This window comes from Paenibacillus sp. FSL H3-0310 (genome assembly GCF_038002785.1).
Classification (GTDB): Bacteria; Bacillota; Bacilli; order Paenibacillales; family Paenibacillaceae; genus Paenibacillus_AQ; species Paenibacillus_AQ odorifer.
Genome location: NZ_JBBODC010000001.1, coordinates 99,517 through 121,235 on the forward strand (window position 1 = coordinate 99,517; position 21,719 = coordinate 121,235).

Annotated in this window: 20 protein-coding genes and 1 riboswitch; of the genes, 16 read left to right on the forward strand and 4 right to left on the reverse strand. The window is 41.0% G+C overall.

Features of this window, described 5'->3' with window-relative positions; translation table 11 throughout:
* Positions 1–103: 103 nt before the first annotated feature.
* From cdaA to MHH63_RS28545, 5 genes are all read left to right on the forward strand, one after another.
* Positions 104–934: a diadenylate cyclase CdaA gene (gene cdaA, locus MHH63_RS00650; RefSeq protein WP_036681290.1), complete on the forward strand. Its 831-nt coding sequence runs from the start codon at positions 104–106 to the stop codon at positions 932–934.
* Entirely contained in the window at positions 927–2,387 is a 1,461-nt protein-coding gene (locus MHH63_RS00655; RefSeq protein WP_341171111.1) for a CdaR family protein, read from the forward strand. The genes cdaA and MHH63_RS00655 overlap by 8 nt, the downstream gene beginning before the upstream one ends.
* Before the next feature lie 88 nt (positions 2,388–2,475).
* Complete coding sequence (gene glmM, locus MHH63_RS00660) at positions 2,476–3,816, forward strand: phosphoglucosamine mutase (protein ID WP_340011420.1); 1,341 nt, start codon at positions 2,476–2,478, stop codon at positions 3,814–3,816.
* A gap of 640 nt (positions 3,817–4,456) precedes the next feature.
* Positions 4,457–6,289, forward strand: coding sequence for a glutamine--fructose-6-phosphate transaminase (isomerizing) (glmS, locus tag MHH63_RS00665; protein WP_076129781.1), 1,833 nt, complete (start codon positions 4,457–4,459; stop codon positions 6,287–6,289).
* Between the two features lie 202 nt (positions 6,290–6,491).
* Positions 6,492–6,617, forward strand: coding sequence for a helix-turn-helix domain-containing protein (locus MHH63_RS28545; protein ID WP_081394076.1), 126 nt, complete (start codon positions 6,492–6,494; stop codon positions 6,615–6,617).
* A 1,077-nt stretch (positions 6,618–7,694) separates the two neighbouring features.
* Here the strand turns inward: MHH63_RS28545 and MHH63_RS00670 are convergent.
* On the reverse strand, positions 7,695–7,871 hold the full coding sequence (locus MHH63_RS00670; RefSeq protein WP_341171112.1) for a hypothetical protein: 177 nt from the start codon (positions 7,869–7,871) through the stop codon (positions 7,695–7,697).
* Between the two features lie 483 nt (positions 7,872–8,354).
* Here MHH63_RS00670 and MHH63_RS00675 point away from each other — a divergent pair, with 483 nt between their 5' ends.
* Positions 8,355–8,813, forward strand: coding sequence for a hypothetical protein (locus tag MHH63_RS00675; protein ID WP_341171113.1), 459 nt, complete (start codon positions 8,355–8,357; stop codon positions 8,811–8,813).
* A gap of 421 nt (positions 8,814–9,234) precedes the next feature.
* Here MHH63_RS00675 and MHH63_RS00685 read toward each other — a convergent pair whose 3' ends face one another.
* Positions 9,235–10,104: a DUF4097 family beta strand repeat-containing protein gene (locus tag MHH63_RS00685; RefSeq protein WP_341171114.1), complete on the reverse strand. Its 870-nt coding sequence runs from the start codon at positions 10,102–10,104 to the stop codon at positions 9,235–9,237.
* A 36-nt stretch (positions 10,105–10,140) separates the two neighbouring features.
* On the opposite strand from MHH63_RS00685, the gene MHH63_RS00690 reads away from it, so the two are divergent.
* Together MHH63_RS00690 and MHH63_RS00695 are read left to right on the forward strand one after the other, a co-directional pair.
* Positions 10,141–10,935 (forward strand): MerR family transcriptional regulator, encoded by a 795-nt coding sequence (locus MHH63_RS00690; RefSeq protein ID WP_076129790.1) that lies wholly within the window; start codon positions 10,141–10,143, stop codon positions 10,933–10,935.
* Between the two features lie 464 nt (positions 10,936–11,399).
* Positions 11,400–11,804: a GNAT family N-acetyltransferase gene (locus MHH63_RS00695; RefSeq protein WP_280753577.1), complete on the forward strand. Its 405-nt coding sequence runs from the start codon at positions 11,400–11,402 to the stop codon at positions 11,802–11,804.
* A 392-nt stretch (positions 11,805–12,196) separates the two neighbouring features.
* Here MHH63_RS00695 and MHH63_RS00700 read toward each other — a convergent pair whose 3' ends face one another.
* Positions 12,197–13,399, reverse strand: coding sequence for a polysaccharide deacetylase family protein (locus tag MHH63_RS00700; protein WP_341171115.1), 1,203 nt, complete (start codon positions 13,397–13,399; stop codon positions 12,197–12,199).
* Positions 13,400–13,647: 248 nt separating this feature from the next.
* Between MHH63_RS00700 and MHH63_RS00705 the strand changes: the two genes are divergently transcribed.
* The 7 genes from MHH63_RS00705 (at position 13,648) to MHH63_RS00735 (ending at position 18,329) form a co-directional block, all read left to right on the forward strand.
* Positions 13,648–14,136 carry a DUF2199 domain-containing protein gene (locus MHH63_RS00705; RefSeq protein ID WP_076129793.1) on the forward strand — a complete coding sequence of 163 codons (489 nt, stop codon included), beginning with the start codon at positions 13,648–13,650 and terminating at the stop codon, positions 14,134–14,136.
* Between the two features lie 503 nt (positions 14,137–14,639).
* Positions 14,640–14,858, forward strand: coding sequence for a helix-turn-helix transcriptional regulator (locus MHH63_RS00710; protein WP_036681352.1), 219 nt, complete (start codon positions 14,640–14,642; stop codon positions 14,856–14,858).
* Positions 14,842–15,276, forward strand: a complete 435-nt coding sequence (locus MHH63_RS00715) for a hypothetical protein (RefSeq protein WP_341171116.1) — start codon at positions 14,842–14,844, stop codon at positions 15,274–15,276. The genes MHH63_RS00710 and MHH63_RS00715 overlap by 17 nt, the downstream gene beginning before the upstream one ends.
* Before the next feature lie 58 nt (positions 15,277–15,334).
* Positions 15,335–15,706, forward strand: coding sequence for an iron chaperone (locus MHH63_RS00720; protein WP_341171117.1), 372 nt, complete (start codon positions 15,335–15,337; stop codon positions 15,704–15,706).
* A 421-nt stretch (positions 15,707–16,127) separates the two neighbouring features.
* Entirely contained in the window at positions 16,128–16,916 is a 789-nt protein-coding gene (locus tag MHH63_RS00725; protein WP_248549682.1) for a helix-turn-helix domain-containing protein, read from the forward strand.
* A 357-nt stretch (positions 16,917–17,273) separates the two neighbouring features.
* Positions 17,274–17,774 (forward strand): hypothetical protein, encoded by a 501-nt coding sequence (locus MHH63_RS00730; protein ID WP_076186537.1) that lies wholly within the window; start codon positions 17,274–17,276, stop codon positions 17,772–17,774.
* A 30-nt stretch (positions 17,775–17,804) separates the two neighbouring features.
* Entirely contained in the window at positions 17,805–18,329 is a 525-nt protein-coding gene (locus MHH63_RS00735) for a hypothetical protein (RefSeq protein ID WP_076186535.1), read from the forward strand.
* Between the two features lie 55 nt (positions 18,330–18,384).
* Here MHH63_RS00735 and MHH63_RS00740 read toward each other — a convergent pair whose 3' ends face one another.
* On the reverse strand, positions 18,385–19,218 hold the full coding sequence (locus MHH63_RS00740) for a helix-turn-helix transcriptional regulator (protein WP_076129799.1): 834 nt from the start codon (positions 19,216–19,218) through the stop codon (positions 18,385–18,387).
* 170 nt (positions 19,219–19,388) lie between these two features.
* Between MHH63_RS00740 and MHH63_RS00745 the strand changes: the two genes are divergently transcribed.
* Positions 19,389–21,440, forward strand: coding sequence for a beta-galactosidase (locus MHH63_RS00745; RefSeq protein ID WP_341171118.1), 2,052 nt, complete (start codon positions 19,389–19,391; stop codon positions 21,438–21,440).
* Between the two features lie 71 nt (positions 21,441–21,511).
* A riboswitch (TPP riboswitch) is annotated at positions 21,512–21,621 on the forward strand.
* Positions 21,622–21,719: the final 98 nt, after the last annotated feature.

Sequence of the window (21,719 nt, forward strand, 5' to 3'; positions counted from 1 at the left end):
AAACTTGCAACTGAAGCCCGAACGTTATAACCTAGATATGATACAGAGCTAACAGACATTTTACATAAACCCAGCTAATTTGAAATGACGGGGGTTTTAGGCAATGAGTTATTTTACTGAGCTAACATGGAAAGATTCCATTAAAGATATAATTGATATCCTAATCGTCAGTTACATTATTTATAAAGTGCTTAATATGGTACGCGGGACGCGGGCGATTCAGCTTTTAAAAGGGATACTGGTTCTGGTCTTGATTTGGGCGGTAAGCACAATCTTGGACTTGTATACACTTAAATGGCTAATGAATCAAATGTTTACTTTCGGGGTCTTAGCTGTCTTTATCATTTTTCAGCCGGAACTACGAAGGGGACTGGAGCAGCTTGGACGGGGCAGATTTTTCGGACGGGCTGGAGAAAGTGACGAAGAGATCAGTAAGTTAATCGGCGAAGTGATTAAAGCCGTGAATTATTTATCTCGCAGAAAAATAGGGGCGTTAATCGTTTTTGAGCGGGAGACGGGGCTAAACGAATATACAGAGTCAGGTATACCCATGCGTTCCCTGGTAAGCTCCGAATTGCTTATTAACATCTTTATTCCCAATACACCTCTGCATGACGGAGCCCTTATTATGCAGGGAAATCAGATTGCTGCGGCTGCTTGTTACTTGCCTTTGTCCGAGAATCCTTTTATCAGCAAAGAACTGGGAACCCGGCATCGGGCTGCTATAGGAATAAGTGAGGTTGCAGACTCGGTGTCTGTCATTGTCTCGGAGGAGACAGGGCAGATTTCCCTTGCCATCAATGGCCAGATCGTTAGAGACATTAAGGAAGAATCCATGATATCGAAGCTCCATCAAGAGCTTAGTGTAAGTTCATCGCTGAAGGAGAAGGGTTCAACTTTCTGGAAACGGAAGGGGGACAAGAATCATGGATAAGTGGATGAACAATAACAATTTCAATAAGATTCTAGCCCTTGTGTTTGGGATCATTTTGTTTACGATGGTTCATGTCGATACTGCGCCTTCTGGACAGACAACAGTGGATATTAAAACAAAAACTATTGAGAATGTGAAGATTGAAGTGACCGGCCTTGACGAGGACAAATATGTCCTTGAACCCTTGGCTGTCGATAGTGTCAGTCTGGAGGTAGCGGGTAAAAATTCCGATATCTCCTTTCAGTTCTCGGATGACTATAAAGTGATGCTTGATCTGAGTAAGGTTGAACCTGGGGACACCACGTTGCCACTTTACTATAAACTACCCAAAGGTGTATCTCTGGTAAGAATGAATCCTAAAGAGGTTACTGTACATGTAGAACCGCGAAACACGAAGTCTTTTCCCATAACATTGGTTACAAAGGGAAAACCTGCAGCGGGTTATCAAATAGGCACGCCTGTCTTGCAGCCTACAGATACTGTAAAAGTGACACTTGCGGATAATGAACTAAGCAAGGTAGCCAAGATACAAGGGACTATTGAGCTTAACGGTGAGAACGAAACCTTTGTAGAAAAAAAGCTGAAGCTACACGCTTATGATAATAATGGAAATGAAATTAAAAATGCTGTAATTGAGCCTTCTACTGTATCAGTGGAATTGCCGATTACCTTACCTTTTAAGAGTGTGCCGCTGGAGATTGGCTTTACTGGGCAACTTCCAGATTCACTCGTATTATCCAAAGTGACCCCTGAGCAGGAAACGGTCGTAGTGTATGGACAAGCAGAGGCTTTAAAAGCTTTATCTGCTTATGAAGCTACAGTCGACCTTAGTGCAATAGATTCTGCGGGGACGAAACAAGTAAAGGTGGATCTGAAGGCTCCGGCTGGAACGGAGAAAGTTATGCCCGAAGCCGTAAACGTTTCATTAACCATCTCAGAAATTGCTGAGCGGACGATTGAGGCGGTACCTATCAAGCTTCAAGGCGTGGGGGATGAATTGGAAGGAAGTATCGTTAATCCTTCAAGCAAGGAAATTGCGCTTACCTTAAAGGGTGCACCTGCTTTACTTGATCAACTTGATAAGAAAAATATAGGGGTTGTGGCTGATGTTAGCGGACTTTCAGCTGGAACTCACGAGGTTTCTTTGCGGGTATCATTACCCAAGTTCATCGCACTAGCCAATGCAGGGGTGCCACTTACTGTGACCGTGCAACTGCTATCGCCTGCAGCACCAGTCCCTACGCCTCATCCAGATACGGGGAGTGTAACTACTCCTGAACCGAGTTCTGAACCTGTTATAGGCGATGTGGAACCTACGGAGAAGCCCACGCATAGTGGAGAGGCTGGTGGAGCAACACCAACGCCTGTCCCGACGGATAGCAATCCGGAGAATAACGGCACAGCTAACACAAGTACGAATTCCGAGAATCCTGTAGGTACAGGCGGGACGTAATCTTTTGAGCCCAGAGGTACACCAAAATAGTATGCAATTCATATGATAGTACATTAAGCTAACGTAGCGTATTCAAAGGAGAAAAATAATGGGGAAGTATTTTGGAACTGACGGTGTGCGGGGAGTAGCAAACCGTGAATTGACTGCAGAAATGGCTTATAGTATTGGCCGTTGTGGAGGATATGTACTAGCGGGTAACTTGGATAAACCGAAGGTTGTTATCGGAATGGATACACGTATTTCCGGTCCTTTATTGGAATCCGCGCTGATAGCGGGCTTATTGTCTATTGGAGCCGATGTAATCCGTATAGGCGTAGTGAGTACCCCTGCTGTTGCTTATATTACGAGATTGTTAAAAGCAGACGCAGGCGTCATGATTTCAGCTTCTCACAATCCTGTAGAGGATAACGGCATTAAGTTCTTTGGTGGGGACGGCTTCAAGCTTACAGATGAAACTGAACTGCGCATTGAAGAGCTTATGGATGCTGAGGTAGATGAATTGCCACGTCCTATCGGTTCGGGTTTAGGTATGGTTACCGTAGATAATGATGCTAAGTATCTTTATCTGGAGTATTTGAAAACCACCATTTCTCAGGACTTTAAAGGAATCAAGGTTGTACTGGACTGTGCGCATGGCGCAGCGTATGAGCTTGCTCCAAGACTGTTCAGAGAGCTTGGCGCTGAGGTTATTTCTATCGGGGCTGAGCCAGATGGATTGAATATTAATGATGGATTTGGTTCGACACATCCAGAGACTTTGCGTGAAGAAGTCTTGCGTCAAGGAGCCGATTTGGGACTTGCTTTTGACGGAGATGCTGACCGCCTGATCGCTATTGATAATAACGGTGATGAAGTCGATGGTGACTTTATCCTTTGTATTTGTGGTGATGCCATGAACCGTGCAGGTAAGCTGAAGGATAGCACGATTGTATCAACCGTTATGAGTAACATCGGATTCTATAAAGCTACCGAGAAATTATCCCTGAATACTGCTAAGACAGCTGTAGGGGATCGTTATGTTATGGAAGAAATGCGTCGTGGGGGCTTTAATCTAGGCGGAGAACAGTCTGGACATGTTATTTTCCTGGATTACAATACAACTGGTGATGGTATTCTTACAGCTATTCAGCTGGTAGACACGCTTAAGGCTACAGGCAAACAGCTTAGCGAAGTTAAGAGTATGATGACTAAATACCCGCAGGTGCTGGTTAATGTTCGTGTACAGGATAAGACTAACTACCCTAATAACCCGGCTATAGAAGCGGCTATCGCAGAAGTAGAAGGCAAACTAGGCGACAATGGCCGTGTGCTTGTACGTCCGTCAGGTACGGAATCTCTAATCCGCGTTATGGCAGAGGGACCGGATAAGGCAGATTTAGATCTTTATGTGAATCAAATTGTGGAAGTAGTTCAACGCGAATTGGTATAATCCATTACCTTAACTATAAGGCTGGTGCAGTGAGCGAGAGCGATTCGGACTCGTTGCACCAGTGTTATTTTATTTTAGGATTGGATCGTTTGAACTGGTTTTGTAAAATTTAGGTTGGTGCGCCATTGCCAAAGTACTACAAGGTGCATATAATAGATTAAGTGTCATTCTAGAAGGAAAGCGGGGATTGTGAGGTTAGCAATAGCAAGCGCCAGAGCTTGGTCTAGCGCGGGGGAGAAGGGAAAGCTGCTTACTTGTTATGTAGGCTATGGCTTGAACGGATCACGGCAGACGTAAGCTGACGAGGTGGAGGTGTTCGAAATGTTCGGCGGGGACCTCCCGGTGATGCACCAGAGCCGTAAATGGATACGGAAAATGAAAGGGCGACCTTTCACACAACGTTTTCATGGGTGCAACAAATTATATTATTCATGTGTGCGCGCATCAGAAGGAAACACGTTATTTCTGCCACGGCAGAGGAGAAGGCTGTGCATTTCATGAACATTAGAATGTAAGTGACAGTTTATTTTGTTGATCCTAAAATACAACAGAATATTTGCTTTTTCTCAAAAACATGCCGCACGGCACGTTTCTTTCCTTATGCCGCCACATTACGATAACTCGGACGGGGGAAATTATAATGTGTGGTATTGTAGGATATATTGGTAATCAGAATTCGCAGGGGATCTTGGTTGAGGGTTTGAAGAAATTGGAATATCGTGGATATGATTCCGCTGGTATTGCTGTATTCACCCAAGAAGGACTGCAAGTAGTGAAAGCTCAAGGCCGTTTGGCGAATCTGCAGTCGAAGCTCGAAGACAGCCCGCTGGCAGGTAGCGCAGGTATCGGACACACACGCTGGGCGACTCACGGTAAACCATCCGATGAGAATTCACATCCACATACGGATAACAGCATGAAGTTCTCGGTAGTTCATAACGGTATTGTCGAAAACTATCTGGATCTGAAAGAAGAGCTGATCGCTGGCGGATGCCACTTTGTCTCTGAAACCGATACAGAAGTTATTTCACATCTGATTGCTCGCGAATATGACGGAGATATCGTGAAGGCTGTACAAAAAGCGATTACGTTCATGCGCGGTGCGTTTGCATTAGGTGTCCTGACTGAATATGAGCCAGATAAACTGGTGGCTGTGCGTCAAGCTAGCCCGCTCATTATCGGTCTTGGCGAAGGAGAAAATTTTATCGGGTCAGATATTCCGGCACTGCTTGAATATACCCGTAACGTATATATTTTGAACGACGGCGAAATGGCTGTGCTGACAAGAGATGCTGTCGAATTGATGACGATTGAAGGCAATTTTATTTCTCGGGAAATGATTACTGTCGATTGGGATGCAGTTACCGCAGAAAAAGGCGGCTACGAGCATTTCATGCTGAAAGAAATACACGAGCAACCTAAGGCTTACCGCGACACCATGCGTGGTCGTATCAATGCCGAAGGTAACAAGGTTGTATTGCCTGAACTGAACATGACTGAAGAACAAATCAAGAACATTCGTAACATTCAAGTCGTTGCTTGCGGAACGGCATACAACGCTGGTGTGGTAGGACGTACTATGATCGAATCTTTGGTTCGTATTCCGGTTGAGAATGATATCGCTTCGGAATATCGTTACCGTTCACCAATCGTGACTCCAGAAACTTTGGTTATCGTAGTCAGCCAATCCGGTGAGACTGCAGATACTTTGGCAGCTCTGCGTGAAGCACAAGCTAACGGGGCACATGTATTGGCGATCACTAACGTTGTGGGCAGTTCTATCGCTCGCGAAGCAAATGATGTGTTGGTAACCTTGGCAGGTCCAGAAATTGCAGTAGCTTCGACCAAAGCTTACACTTCACAATTGATCGCATTTGGATTGTTTGCTCTTTACTTGGCTGAAGTTCGTGGTACACAAACCGAAGCACAAGTTACTAAGATTCTTGCAGCTATGCAATCTCTGCCAGAACAAGTCGAAGAGATCCTAGCTCAAAAAGAAGCGATCAAAGGTTATGCTGAACAAATTTCTGAGCACAAAAACTTGTTCTTCATCGGCCGCGGCGTAGACTACGCTGTTGCTCAAGAAGGATCCTTGAAGCTGAAAGAAATTTCTTATATTCACTCCGAAGCTTATGCTGCAGGGGAATTGAAACACGGTACATTGGCTCTGATCGAAGAAGGCGTTCCAGTTATTGCCCTGGCAACTCAGGAAGCTGTACTTGAGAAGACCGTCAGCAACATCAAAGAAGTGAAAGCTCGCGGCGCAGACGTGCTGGCAATCACTCACCAAGAGCATTTAACTGACCTGCTTAGATCAGTTGATCAAGTGTTCGTGATTCCTAAAACACTTCCAATGCTGACAGCAGCTTTGTCCGTAGTGCCTCTGCAATTATTGTCCTATTATGCTTCTCTTGCGCTGGGTCATGATGTGGATAAACCACGTAACTTGGCGAAGAGTGTTACTGTGGAGTAGGATTGGTGATATAAAAGTATAGATTGACTAATTACATTAATTTGTTGTTCTGAACATTAAAGTATTGTTTTGAGTAACAAAATTGCAATAAAGTTGTGTTTTGAAAAGCTTAAGACAAAAATGAGCGTGGAACAGCAACAATGACATCTAGAGCCGTCCTGAAAATACAGGGCGGCTTTATCTTTTTTTTATATGGGGGAAGATGATCTCACAAGGCCGACTTAGTGAAATTGAGCAGGGAAAGACTAAACCCTCTGCCGAAACTCTAAAAGAATTAAGGAAAGAATTTAATGTTGATTTAAACTGGTTATTCGACGAGGATATTTAATTTTGTTAATATGTTGATGGTGTGCTACCCGCGTACGTTCTTTAATAGGTAATTGGAAATGGAATATAATGAGGAGGACGCAGCCCAAGCGAAGGAGCGGGAGCGTTCTTTTTATTAAACTAACGGGCAGGATATCCCTCAATTCAATGTTTTAAGTACGGTAGCATAACGAAACAGTAGTTCATTAGCGTTCGAACCAAAACAGTGAGATACAGACAACTGAAGCACGGATGAGTCGGAACGAAACTATCATACGGACGAAGATCCTGTCGGGCAGCATATCTGACCTCCACCTCATGGACAGGTTGAATGAAGGAATGAGGAGATCCATAAGTGCAACCATACTTTTCCTAGGTAACCACTTTCTTCAGACTGTGGTTAAGGAGATGTTCATTTGCGCTTTTCCTCGTCCCAACATTTTCTTCGATTTCAACTTGATTCCACCATGAAGTCGTCTGCACTGAACGAATAAAATCAGAAACCTAAGATATTACGAGCATTCAAGAGAAAAGTGATTCCTCATAGAGGGAGAATAGTTTAACAAAGGACAGGATACCGAAGCACCTGCTCTTCAATAATTTTTTCAACTATCGTGACGATTACTTGAATAATTCGATTCTGAATCTGATCATCTTCTGTTTGGAAAATCTCCACGAAAAAAAGCGCCGGCTCATGATGTTATCGTGAAACCGGCGCTTTTTCGATCGATACCACATATACGTTTAAATGGAGTCTATATTAGGAAGCCTAATTAATTGATGATATGGATCTGGTATAACAACTGTTCCAAGAGTACCGCTTGTATTATACTGATTAACAACCCTGCCCCTGGGTCTACTCAGTCCTATTGGACGCCGCAGGACTCCGGCTGATTACTATTCAGGAAGCACGTATCAATTGCGATGAGCCGTTCGCTCTATGCCATCAGCGATTACTTTGTACAGTTGCCGCGGAATGTTGTGTCCAATACCGTCCACCAACATTAGCTCGGCTCCAGGGATAGCAGTAGCCGTGTTTTCGCCACACTCCGGTAGGATCAGGGGATCACAAGCTGCGGACGACGGTCGCCAGCGACAGTCATAGCAGCAATTTGTCGTCCGACACTGCTTGGGTCGGGTCGTAGTCTCGCTGGATTTCCTCCAGAATGAGCGCCCGATAAGAATCCTTTTCAAACGGATAGCCGGTGCCGGTGATGCGTTTGGCAAAAGAGAGCTTTTGTGCCAAAAATTCTGTTTCATCCTTGTCCAGTGACATTAAAGATGTGAAGTGTAGATTAAAGTTAGCGCTTCTCCAATTTATGAGTTCAAGTTATTTAGGGTGAAATTTCTTGATTTGTTTGCAGTAACTTTAATACAATGCCAAATACTAAACTATACATTTAGATTTTGGAATTTAATAACCAAGTTTTTAGGAATATAACCATCATTACTGTTCACCATACTTCGGCTACTCTTTGTAAGTGGATTGATCTGTGTCCATGTAGACTACACATTAAAAGACTTATTAGAACATAATATTACATAGAGGAGAATTGGAGATTATTGCGTAAGGAAATTAATATTATAGTAAACTGATGTTCACATGCACTTTAAAAGGTAGTATAATAAAATAAGGAAAATAATACATTTTATAGTTTAATATTTTCCTTTACGGACCTTATCCATTCGTTCAACATTTAAGTGAATATAATGTTTTAAAGTAGGAAATAATTTATTGGTATAGAAAGGGCGGGATAATATGTTTAAAAAAATATATTTAATAGCCTTTGCAGTGACTATTATTTCAGGAGTGGCATTAATATCAAATTCAAAAGCAGACACCTATCCAGAAATGGAAACCGTAAATAAGACAGTTGAAAATCCTGTTAACACTAATTTTTCAACAAATAACGTAAAATCCGTAGAATCCGTAGAATCAGTAAAAAACGTAGAATCCGTAGAATCAAAAATCGCAAAAGGGTATTATAGTCAACTATATACACCTCATGGCATGTTCTTGCGAGCAGATAAACAAAGTATCTTTAAGGAATCGGAGATAGCAAGAAATTTAGATCAAATCGGGCCTAATACGAATCAACTAATTTTTGAAGGCGAGTTTTTTTTAAAAGTAGATGAATCAACATTTCTTAAATCGTATCCCAATTCGTTGATCTTAAATGAAACCTTAAATGAAACAGATGAAAACCGATTAGACTGACGATGCTTCATTAAGCTAACTGGCAGGATAGTTTGAATATCCAATATACGGTATTATATTAATTATATCGATAGTAGTACTTTTTATATGCATCGGATACATTGAGTTACAAAGGATGGTTCAAAACAGTCAAACAAAATCATGAAGGTATAAGCCGCTGTAATGCGGCTTATACCTTATTTTGATGGAATTCACTATCAAGCTTATATATTTTGGCCTTCGGGTACATCATAAGATAATCGATTTACGGGTCGGATCAACAACTTTATCAAGGTGATTTTCCATTACAAGACGGATATTTTATCGGTTATAGGCCGGTGGAATAGTCGAAGAGGTAGGACCAGAAGTTTCAAAAGTGAAACAGGGGTTATCCCTTTCAATATTGTATCTGACTTCATACGCGCTAATATTTAACTACTGGCTACTCAGAAAATTGTAAGGTAATATCGCCGTTATTTGTATAAGCAGATAATTTTTTTGAACCATTCTCTTTATTGGCAGGCAAATTGCTATCTCCTTTCTTTACATTGCTTAAGATCGCGAAATCATCATATGACCCTAGAATTGAACCGCTAATATTTCCGTTTTTTGTTTCAAGGGTTATAGCCGTCCCTACATTCAATTTGTCCAATTGGATATTTCCGTTATTTATGTTTACTTCCACTGTCCCCAAAAACGCGATTGTTGGTAATACAATACTTTCATTCGATGTTTTTAAAGTCAAATTTTTTAAAGTTGCGTCAGGTATCCATACCTGAATAGTTCTGGTTACTTGCGAGCCTTTTCCTCCGATATAGTCATTCCATTCCTTATTACTGTCACTTACCATTGACAGTTCTTTATCATCAGATAGATCAATCTTGTAAAAATCTTTCTCACTTTCATAGTAAACAATATGAATTTGTTCATCTTTAGATTGGAGGATAGTTATTTTTTTGTCCTTTACATCAATTGTTAAGGTATCAATCTTTTGGGCAGGGATGATGTAATTTTTTTCTTCCATGGAAGTGGAGTGGGAGGAGCATCCTGCCAATGCTATCAATAGTGTCACCAATATGCCTATAGTAGTTAGTAATTTTTTTGCAGTACTTTTCATTATAAAATGCTCCTTTGTTAAATCATTTTTCTTTTTAATATAGCCAGTCCTACGAATACCAATCCTAAGCTGCTCTGCAAAAAAAATTGCTATATGCAACAAAGTATTAGAGTTGAACATAATGATCTTGAAAAAGTAATAAATCCATTTTTGTATTTCATTGCGTTTATCAGTCGCATATGTTTTAATCATCATAAACTTTTGTGTTACAAAAAGGTCAAGAGGGTAGATATGAACAACTATTTTACAATTAAGCAAGCAGCAGAGATCGTAGAGACGACCAGTGAGACCTTGCGGCACTATGATCGTATTGGATTAGTCAAGCCATGCCATAAAGATGAATTGTCGGGATATCGATACTATTCCGAGCAGGAGCTCGTAAAGCTGCAAACCATTGAACTGCTCAAAGCAATGGATCTTACTTTAATGGATATTAAAGATATATTGCAGCAGAATGATCTCTCTAAAGTAATTGAATTTCTAAAACAGGCAGAAAAAAGAGCAGACGATAAAATTGCTCGTCTGCAGTATGCAAAATCGAAAATTAAACGTGCCTATCTACATTATGAAAATAAGTTCCACAACGGTTATAGTCAAAGTGAAAATTACTTTGTTAGAAACATAGAGGAAAGGGTAATTATGCTTTCGAATAAAATGGAAAGCCCCACACTTAAGAATTTATGGGACTATCACAGACATTTCTATCAACAAATTGAGACTTCTCTGCATTCACAATTTCTGTTTGAAGATATGGCGGGAATGTTCACGACTGAAGGAATAACACGGTTATTTGCTGTTTGCTTGAAATATCCGTCTTTAGAGGGGTTAACTGTGCTACCAGAAGGGGACTATCTGTGTGCAAACTGTACCGAAGAGAATAAGAATGCTGTATTACAAAATTTACTTGAAAGGGCAAAGACGGAATACGATGTGTGTCCAGATTTTGTTCTTCATAACATTATTGTGACTGGAATATTGCAGTGGGATTATCAGATACAACTGTTCATTAAGAAACGCACATGTTAGATTAAATACAAAGGAAAGGGTTTAGGAAAAGAAAATTATTTGATTAAAAGTCGCTAATTTTAGCGGCTTTTTTTGATTAAGGAAGCACGTTTCTTGCCCCAGGCTGAGGACAAGAACGTTATACTTCGCCGATTAGCTAAATATTTAACTATAGTTCAATGTTATCTATTTAGCTAACTGGCAGATTAACGCTATAAGTCTTAGGAATAGTATGCTTAAGTGAAAAAAGTATTCGCATGAATTCTCTAATGTGAATAAATACAAATTCCACTGCAGTTAATCCATTTTCTATACATATTTTTAATAGTATATTGAGGTAAATAAAGTGATTATTCACTTTGATAAATCCGAAATTGCTTTGTCGGTATTATTTTATGGCTTCGTAAGGATTGCAAAACCATCGAAATATGGGAGTTTAAAACAGATGTGTGCCGTAGTTAGTTTTATGAAAGGAAGGTATAGGGGTGAGTATTTATTACGCTTCAAGCAAAGAGGATATCACTAAGGATGCACTCCAAGAGTTATTTCTTTCGGTAGAATGGGAGTCTGGCAAGTATCCAAACGAACTTTTACAAGCAATCGGAGGGTCTCATTCAATTGTTACCGCTTGGGAAGGAGGAAAGCTTGTCGGTTTAATAAATGCTTTGTCAGATGGTGTTTTAACGGTATATTTTCATTATATGCTTATTAATCCGAGTTTTCAGAGTATAGGTATAGGTAAGGAAATGATGAATATAATGCTTGATAGATATAAAGGGTGTAAAACAAAGGTATTAATTTCTTATCCTCATGCAGTGGACTTCTATAATAAATTTGCCTTTAATACAGAGGATGGAGCTACACCAATGTTTATCTCAGAGTTGATATGATTAAACTAACGGGACACGATAATTGAACAACAACAGCGGCAGTCTAATACTTATTTTTTATGAATCTGACGATTTCAGCCACGTGGGTAAATGAGTCCTACATGCGTCCGATTATCACTCGCTTGATGCCGTTCGTATTCCACCGCCAAGTAACCGCTGAACACAATCGTCCAAAATGAATACTCGCACCCGATTCGAGGAAACGAGAGATTCAACATCGCGCACGATGCAAAGACTAAGGTCTGCAAAAAGCGACACCAAGAAAAGGGAGTTTGTATTTAATAAACGGTAGACGACATCTTTGCCAGGAAGATCCGCACCACGCTGGGCTTTGAGACAGTCAAAACCAGTTATTCCCTCTGATATCTATGGTGCGAAATTTGAGTTATCACTCAAGTCTTGTTCAAGCTGCTGTGTGTCAGTTTCAATGTCCGGCTGCGGCGGTCGTAATGCATCTCTATCCCCAGTGATCTGCTTAGCGGGCCTAACGGAACCATCAATTTCCCATTCCTCAACTGCGGCTGAGTCCCGATAAGAGGCACCTTTCTGGAATTCACAGTCAACTCCATCAGCGGCTCAGTATCCTTCAGTTGTTCTATGGATAAAGTCGCGGTAAGGGTTTCGTCCCCTTCGTTAATCCGCGGTGCGTTCAGAGTCGTTCTGGAGCTTAAGCCCTCCCGGGTATTGAATTTCAATTTGATTCCGAGTGAATCGCTCGCATCCAGCAGCCTTTCATTATAGGAACCGTAGGGAAAAGCAATAGCTGAATCCGTATTGCCTAGCTCTTCCTTTAGCCTGCGTTCCGCCAGAGCCAGGTCCCCGGTTACCCTTCTGTAGTATTCTTCATTCAGCTCATTGCGGTTCTCATCATCAATGTACAGCAAGGCAATCGCCGACGGACGGGTACCTCCTTCTGCATCGACAACGCCATAATAATGCAGATTGTACGTATGATTATAGAAGCCCATTCCGGCACGTTTCATCTCCCTCATCTGCTCCCAGGTCAGTTTTGGTACCTTCCGCCCATCCGGGTTATCAACATCAGAAACAATGATGAAGTTAATTGCGGTGTAGCCATGCTTTTGCAGAATAGGAAACGCCAGCTTATAAAAGCTCTCATAACCATCATCAAAAGTCAGCAGAACTGCATTATCGGGAACCGGAGCATTCTCCAGCATAAACTGCCGGTATTGCTCCATCGTAATGACCTGAAAGCCCTCCTGCTTCAGCAGCCGCATTTGTTCATCAAACTGTTCTGCAGATAATACACCGGGATAAAGCGATAACGATTCTTCTGTGAGATGATGGTACATGAGTACCGCCACCTGATCTTTGTAGTAAATGCCCTCGGGAAGTGGATTCTGCTTCTCCCAGCCGATACGGGCATTAAGAACCTGCTCAGCTACGTCTTTAGCAAGCATAAATTCATGATCCGGATTCAGAACATAGGCATCTGTTGTGATCTTGTATCCGTCAACACTGGTGATTTCCAGCTTAGACATAGTTTTATACGTAAGAAGAGTAGACAAGCAGACCATTAGCGATAAAATAACGAGGATATAATATTTTTTTAGTTTCAGTTTGTTTAGTTTCAATGTTCAAGTCTCCCTGCATCCTGATTGCATTAATATATATATAACGCTTCAGACTGCAAAAAATGTGACAGGGTTTCTTGATCAGTTTTTCAGCCGATCAGAGGGTCAGAGGATCAGCTGCCGTTTTTATTGAATTAAAAGGGCAGGATAACTAAGTAATTTCGCGAATACTCAACAGATGGAATTATCACGAAGTTCCCGAATAAGAGGTATAAGAAATCGGCGAGAAACTATAAGGAGCAGAAAACATGAAATGCCCTCACTGTAACAACGAATTAAGTGAACTTCCTTTATGTTACGGAAGTGAAGCGCCATATTATTTTTACACTGTACCAGAAGAGAAAAGAACAGAATTAATTAGAGATTTTTGTGTAATTGATGAACAGCATTTCTTTATTAGAGGACATATTGAAATACCAATAATTGATAGCAAAGAGAAATTTATATGGAGTGTGTGGGTTTCTCTTAGTCAAGAAAACTTTCTGAAGTCTAATGAATTATTGCACGTAGAAGGAAGGGAGACGGAAGAACCTTATTTTGGTTGGTTATCGACTGAACTTTCCATATATCCAATAACTACATTATCGTTAAAGACAATGGTGCATACACAAGAGGTTGGTGCTGTTCCGTTAATAGAATTAGAACAAACGAATCATCCACTTGCAGTTGAACAAAGAGAAGGAATTACAATGGAGAGAGTTAAAGAAATTGCTCATTTAATAAATCATAGTCAGTAAGAGAAGAATTTGAAAGTATAGTCGAAGAAGCTGCCGACAGCTTTTTAAATCATATCTACGCCAGCAGACAACCCTGCAAGGCTAAACTCGGTGCGTAATGTCGTTTAAGCTAACAGGAGACTTTTGTTCAATGAAACAGAGACAGTCTTAATATTTTATTTTCTGCTGACAATGACACTTTTTTATCCAAAAGGCAAAATTTAGGAGGGTATATTCTTGAGGCAGACTAAGCTAACTGAAGTTTTTTTTTTCATAAGTTGTCGCCCGTGAAACACACAACGTCACCCGTACTCCTATTAGGGAGTTAGCGGGTGGCGTTTTTTCATGCCCAATTCTACAGATGTAGTATCAACAAGGCGTGCCCTAAATCATTACACCTATAAAGATCACGGGTTAAATTGCAATCAATTTCAAGCTAATGGAAAGTTAGCTTTACATACACACTTCAATGTGTTATTCTTACGGAAAGTTAACTTTCCATAATTGCTTCAGGAGGTAAGATATTGAAAAACAGGCTTGAAGAGATTAGAAAAGAAAAGGGCATTAAACAAGAAGAACTAGCGGATAAATTGGAAGTATCCAGGCAAACGATTGGTTCACTTGAAAATGGCCGGTATAACCCATCCATCATTCTTGCATTTAAGATTGCGCGATTTTTTGAAATGAGTATTGAAGATATTTTCATTTACGAGGAGGAGCTGGGTAATGAAAACGGCAAGTAAATGGGTGCTCTTAACAATTGCAGGTGCTATTATGGTTTATATGGGTGGATTTATTTTAACTGACGAGAAGCTAAAAGGAATTTCCGGTTTGCTCATTGGTGTGGGTTCAGTCCTTGCAGTGCTTGGAGTAGGAAATATGGTGTATTCGTTATGGCTTAATAAGCCCCAGAACAAAATAAAGAATGATGAGAAAGTTAGAATGAGTAAAATTGAGGCTAATGATGAACGGAAAATAAGAATAAGAGAAAAAGCGGGTTGGAAAACTAATATTGTTAACTTTTACATCCTAATGGCTCTAACTGTTGTATTTAGTTTAATGGGAGTAGATCAAACTATAGTCACTGTGTTATGTGGTGTTTTTGTTTTTCAAATCTCCTTAGGAATCTTCCTGTTTAATTATTATGCTAAGAGAATGTAATTGGAATGACGTAACATCAATTAGAATATTCGAAAATATTTTGTTAGGAGAGAATGACATGGAAGTATTTGCAGAATATTTAGCGCAGATTGATAACCTGCAACATCGGGAAAGAATGGAAGAGGTTTTAGCTTGGGTAGCTGGAAAATTTACTGATTTAAAGCCAAAAGTTGCGTGGAATCAGCCTATGTTTACCGATCACGATACTTTTATTATTGGTTTTAGTGTATCCAAACATCATTTGGCGGTTGCCCCTGAAATTGCAGGAATTAATCGTTTTTCTGATGAAATTGTGCAGGCAGGTTATGATCACACCAAGCAGTTGTTACGCATCCGGTGGGAAAGTCCAGTTGATTTCTCATTACTTGAAAAAATGATCGAGTTTAATATTTTGGATAAGGCAGACTGTTCAACTTTTTGGAGGAAATAAAACATATTATTTAGCGTTCAATTCATTTTTAGCAAATTTATAAGTGGAAGCACCAGAGGACAAGTCACTTTTAATATGTGATTTGTCTTTTTTATTAGAATTCTCAGCACGAAATATTCAATATTTTGGAAGGTGGATGGAATGTTGAAAGCGAATTTATACACGTTAGTTCAACCTGTTATGCGGAGCAGGCAGACAATCCGAGGAGACTACGACCCGGTGCTGGAACGCCTTAAGCCACTAGTATTCCTGAACGCGGAAACGTTTAAGAGGTCAGGGTATTGCTGCGATTCTAGATGTCAGAAGAAAATGTATTACGCATTTGCAACTGCAAGTGTCGTAAACGCAACCTCAATCATATAGCATAGACTCTATTGTTTTTCTATAATTAAGGCAAGATATAGCAAAGGAGAGCAAGCAAATGTCTTTCAGTGAAAAATTGTTGCAACTTAGAAAAGAAAAAGGTTATTCCCAGGAAGTGCTGGCCGAAAAACTGTGCACAACCAGACAGGCAGTCAGCAAGTGGGAAAACGGACAGGGGTTCCCCGAAACCGAAAAATTGCTAATGATTGGAAACCTGTTCGAGGTGTCCATTGATTATTTGCTAAAGGAGGGCGAGGTAAAGGGCGGCGTTGAAGAGCGTGGGTATTATGTCAGCCAAGAGATGGCGGAAGGGTATTTGATTCATCAGCGAAAGTCATCCAATCGCATTGCGACAGGTGTGTGCCTTCTAATTATGTCTTTTTTGCCGTATTTGATGCTTCGGAAGGAACAAGTCATTTATTCTTTTCTTATTATCATTTTGTTGGCGGCAGCGGGTGTCGTTGTTCTTGTGTCCGCCATACTGAAAGACGAGGAAAGGTACCATGTGCTGGATAAAGAGGCTCTTATGCTGGATCAAGGTTATGTGAAGCAATTAACAGAACGTTTGAATAGATTGAAGAGTAGGTACGCAACTGTGATCATTGTGGGTGCTGGCATGTTGGCGGTAGGTGGAATGGGCTTTTTGCTAGAGAGAAAGGGGATCTCCAAAGGCGTGTTAATCCCTTATTATCCTATTTGCGTCATTTTGATTGCTATAGGCACATATGTAATTATTAGAACATCTACTTTGTTGTCCTCCTATAGTCTGCTGATCTACAATGAGAAGCATATTAATCGAAGGAATGACGGCTTTTGGAGTAAAATAAAAAAGAAGTTGGCAGAATAATAAGTTAGGCTCTTAAATCAATGTATAATATTTGACAGATGTCTATTGTTAACAATATGTAACGAATCCTGATTAAGAAAGCAAATAAGTTAAGGAATATTATGTAATGGGGAACTTTAGTTCAATGAAACAGCGACAGTTTAGGACTTTATTTTCTCGTCCATTGCTGTCGCTGTTTCAATTTCTAGGGTCAGTTTAAAACTTATTTTATGAAGTCAGACGGTATAATAATTAGAAGAGCAGCGTGGAATGGAGAGCCTATAAGACGCTAAAGAGTTTGATGATACTAAATTCATACAATAAGATTAATCTATGAGACTATTAAGGAGATAATAAACACTCCAAGGAGAGGAACCTATGAACAAATTAAGGGCAATCATAGTTCCGTTATTCTTAATCTTTTTATTGGGATGTAGTAAGGAGCAAATTAGCGATAATTCAAAAAAAGAATATAGCAAAGCTGAACAATTTATTACCGATATGGGCTATCTGATCATTAGTAATGAAGGAATTGTTTCTGAATATTTATTAGATAAAAAACTGCTGACGGAAATGCCATACATACAATATTGGAGTGTTCAAAGTGTTGATCCAATCAATTATATAGGCAAGGAAATAACTACAAGTAAGTTCATCGTTAAAAACCACCCCTTAGATAATGAGAAGGATAATACAAAAAAACAAACCCTGATTTTTCTGCTAGAAGCAGACGATGAAGTGATAGGAGGCTATAGTTTTCCTGATTTCGCTGAATTACATATGGGCTGGGTTTATACCATTGATGGGAATACACTCGAAGAATTGACCGGAGAAGCTTTCCCGAAATGGTCTAAGGAGTGGAATTTAAGATATAAATAATGGCTGGGGAGTATTTATAAAGGAGCAGATATGAAAAAACTAATCCTAGTACTTGTAGCTGTGGTTATTATTTCGAATGCGATATGGAGTTATTTATATTTCAATAAAGAGGTCGAAACAAATTTAAACACTGGTGTTCAAGTATATACGCTTAAGGGTACAGGGGATACATGGGATGTTTTAGATTACAAAGTAATAATTTCATCTAACAAAATTTTACGAGGACACGGGAAGTTAGTGTTCAAGGGAGACCCAAGCGCTTTAGTGAATAGTAGCTATTATAAGTATGAAGTCAATGAAAAAAACAATAATAATAAGGATGAAACAGTTCTTGTAAATGAAGCTAGGTCAACGGATGGACCCGTTTCAATATTAAGTAACACTGATATCGGGTCTATAACTGGTCCATATTTATATGACGAATTAAATAAAAATAGACAAAATTATGAAAATACCACTTTATCTATTACATGGAATGATAATGAAGGGGAGCTTCATTCCGAAACAATAAGTCTAGATATTGAGAGTGAAATTTCTCTTAAGGATGATCTTTAAGGGTGATAAATCCAAGAGACTAAGATTGAATCTCTACGGACTGAAGGAAGATCCTCTACGCCCCAAAAGCCTGCCGGTACTTCACAGGAGACATGCCTTCAAACCTTCTGAACACTTTAATGAAATAGCTGGACTGGGCAAAACCGGACTGAGTAGCAACCTGAGCAATGGAGAGTCCTGTGGACACCAGTAAAAGCTTGGCTTTAGCCAGCCGACAATCGGTTAAATAACGGTTAGGTGTTTTACCCATAACCACCCGGAACAGCCTTAGAAAATGATAGCTGCTGTACCCGGTCAATCTTGCCATCGATTCCAGAGACCAAGGGCTGGCACATTCGACATGGATGATATCTGCAGCACTGCGGATGGACTGCCTAACCTCGTGCGGTACTGAGCCGTGAAGCGGCTCGGAGTTCTGCAGCAATTTTACTAGAAGCTCATACAGCAGAGCAGATAGTCTTGGCTCGCTACGGGTCACGTAGGAAGCGCTTAGTATATACATTTCCTCGAATAGTTCGTCCAGCTTAGCATCCAAATCAAAAGTGAACAGGTATGCACGAGACTGGTCCACTTCTTCTAATAAGGGAAGGACAATTTCAGTGTTAAAATGAACCCAGCGGACATCCCAAGGCTCGCCTGGGTCAGAGCCGTATTGCTGATAAGCCCCTTTGGGGTACAGAAAACCTCGTCCTCTACTCATCGGAATACGTTCGCCCTCATGGAATACATAACCCTCCCCACCAAAGATCAAATGCAGGTTATAACTCCCCAGAAACCCTTCGCTTCTTCTCTCTGTATGTTGTGGAAAGTGAGTGTAATGTCCCAAAAATTCAGGATAACAGACATATTTTGAAAAAGCCGGTGTCGGCAAATACCATTGTTTCTTCATGTTTGGCAGCACCCATTTCTGTAGCGCAACAGAGCGCAAGTTGGATTAAGGCAATGAACGCAAGATTGTTATATGATAGCAATATTTTGTTATATAAGACCTCTTATCATTGATACTACAATAGAATTATATAATATTGAAAGCATATTTTTAATACTTTGGAGGTAATGATGAAGAAACCTGTCGCAACTGAAAAATTCGAGCTTGGCGTCTGTTATTATCCGGAGCACTGGCCAGAAAACATGTGGGAGGACGATTATCGCCGGATGCGTGAACTCGGCTTTACGATCATTCGGATGGGGGAGTTTGCTTGGTCTATTTTTGAACCGGCAGAAGGGCAGTTTCAGTTCGGGCTCTTTGATCGGGCGATTGATCTAGCACATAAATATGGTCTTCAGGTTGTACTTGGTACTCCGACGGCGACGCCTCCAGCTTGGTTGACTGATAAGTATCCCGAAGTTTTAAATGTAACCTACGAAGGTGTTACACTTCAGCATGGCATGCGCCGTCATTATAATTACAGCAGTCCTAAATACCGGGAACTGTGTGCACGTATTGCAGAACAAATGGCTGAACATTACGGCAATCATCCGGGTGTAGTTGGCTGGCAAATTGATAATGAGCTCAACTGTGAGATCAGTGAATTTTATTCGGAGAGTGACCATAAGGCTTTCCGGGAATGGCTACAGCAGAAATATGTTACACTTGAGCATTTGAACGAGGCTTGGGGAGCTGTTTTTTGGAATCAAAGCTATAGTGACTGGTCTCAGGTCTATCTTCCACGTCCGACTCCAGTACCGAAGCAACCCAATCCTCATCAGGCATTGGATGAAAAACGGTTTATTTCGGACAATACAATTTCTTTTGCCAAAAACCAAGCGGATATCATCCGTAAACTTGCCCCTAAGCAGTGGGTAACCACGAACGGTCTGTTCGGGCATCTCGATAGCCATGAAATGACGGATGAACTGTTGGATTTCTTCAGCTATGATTCCTATCCTCAGTTCTCTACTATTTTTTATGACCCGAATGAGCGGAATCCGCTGAATGATAGAGGCTGGGGACTGTCGTTATCTGTTGTTCGTTCGATATCCCCGAATTTCTGTATTATGGAGCAGCAGTCGGGCCCGGGTGGCTGGGTGAACCGGATGGATATGCCTTCTCCAAAGCCGGGTCAGATGCGGTTATGGACTTATCAGTCGATCGCTCATGGAGCAGATATGGTGTTATATTTCCGCTGGCGGACAGCTACGATGGGCAATGAAATTTATTGGCATGGAATCAATGACTATCATAATCAGCCTAACCGGAGAGTGCGGGAAGCGGGGCAGATCGGTCAGGAGCTGGCAGCAGCAGGTCATGCGTTTGTCGGTACTCGTAATCAGGCTAACATTGCTATTGTACGTGATTATGACAATGAGTGGGATGGAGAATACGATGTTTGGCATGGCCCGTTTATGTGGAAGAGCAATAAGGAGTGGTACAAGGCGCTTCAGCGGAAGCATATCCCGAATGACGTACTCTATTTACGCAAAAAAACAACGCTGGAGGAGCTTGCAAGGTACGACGTGCTTATCTATCCTCACCCAGCGATTATGACAGATGAGACAGCAGCACTGCTGGATGAATATGTTCAGCAAGGCGGCAAACTGATCTTCGGCTGTAGAACCGGCTATAAGGATGAGCGCGGTCAATGTTATATGCGTCCTTTCCCAGGTGCTGCTAAGGATCTATGCGGGATCACAGTTGAAGAATTCACAATGGTTAAGGGCAGTCGTCAGCCAACAACAATTAGCTGGTCGGGCGTGACCGAAGTCGTTACAGGAGCAGATGACTTTAATGATATTCTCAAAATAGAGGAAGCTTCGGTTGAAGTGATGGCGGTTTACGCCTCTGATTATTATGCGGGAAAACCGGCGGTAACTAAAAATCGTCGCGGCAAGGGTGAGGTTTGGTATTACGGAGCCGTATTTAATGAACAGGCAGCGGCTGAGATCATAAATTTAATTGATCTACAATCGCCAGCAGATTGGCTGGAGCTCCCAGAAGAGGTAGAGCTGCAAGTCCGTACCGGAGCTTCTTCCAGTTATGCTTTTTTGCTTAATTATAGTGAGACTCCTGTCACGATCCATCTTCGTGAGACCAAAACAGATTTACTGAGCGGCACAACATTGTCGGGCGAGGTGATTCTGGAAGGATTTGGGGTATTGGTGTTAAACTAACGTATACATTGATCTCACATTTGAGTAGATTTGGATAATTCTCTCTTTTCGGTTATACTTTGAAGTAGCAATTATATAGTCACGGGAGCTTGGTGGAACCAGGCTGAGAGGATAGTTATAACTATCGACCGTCAAACCTGATCTGGATAATGCCAGCGGAGGAAATGGAGCTCTATTTCTATTTGTCTACTCTAAGGCCGCATCTTATACAGATGTGGCCTTTTCTATGTGTGGGGAGTAGACCGTCTCCGCTTGATCAAATCACCTTATAGGAGGGAT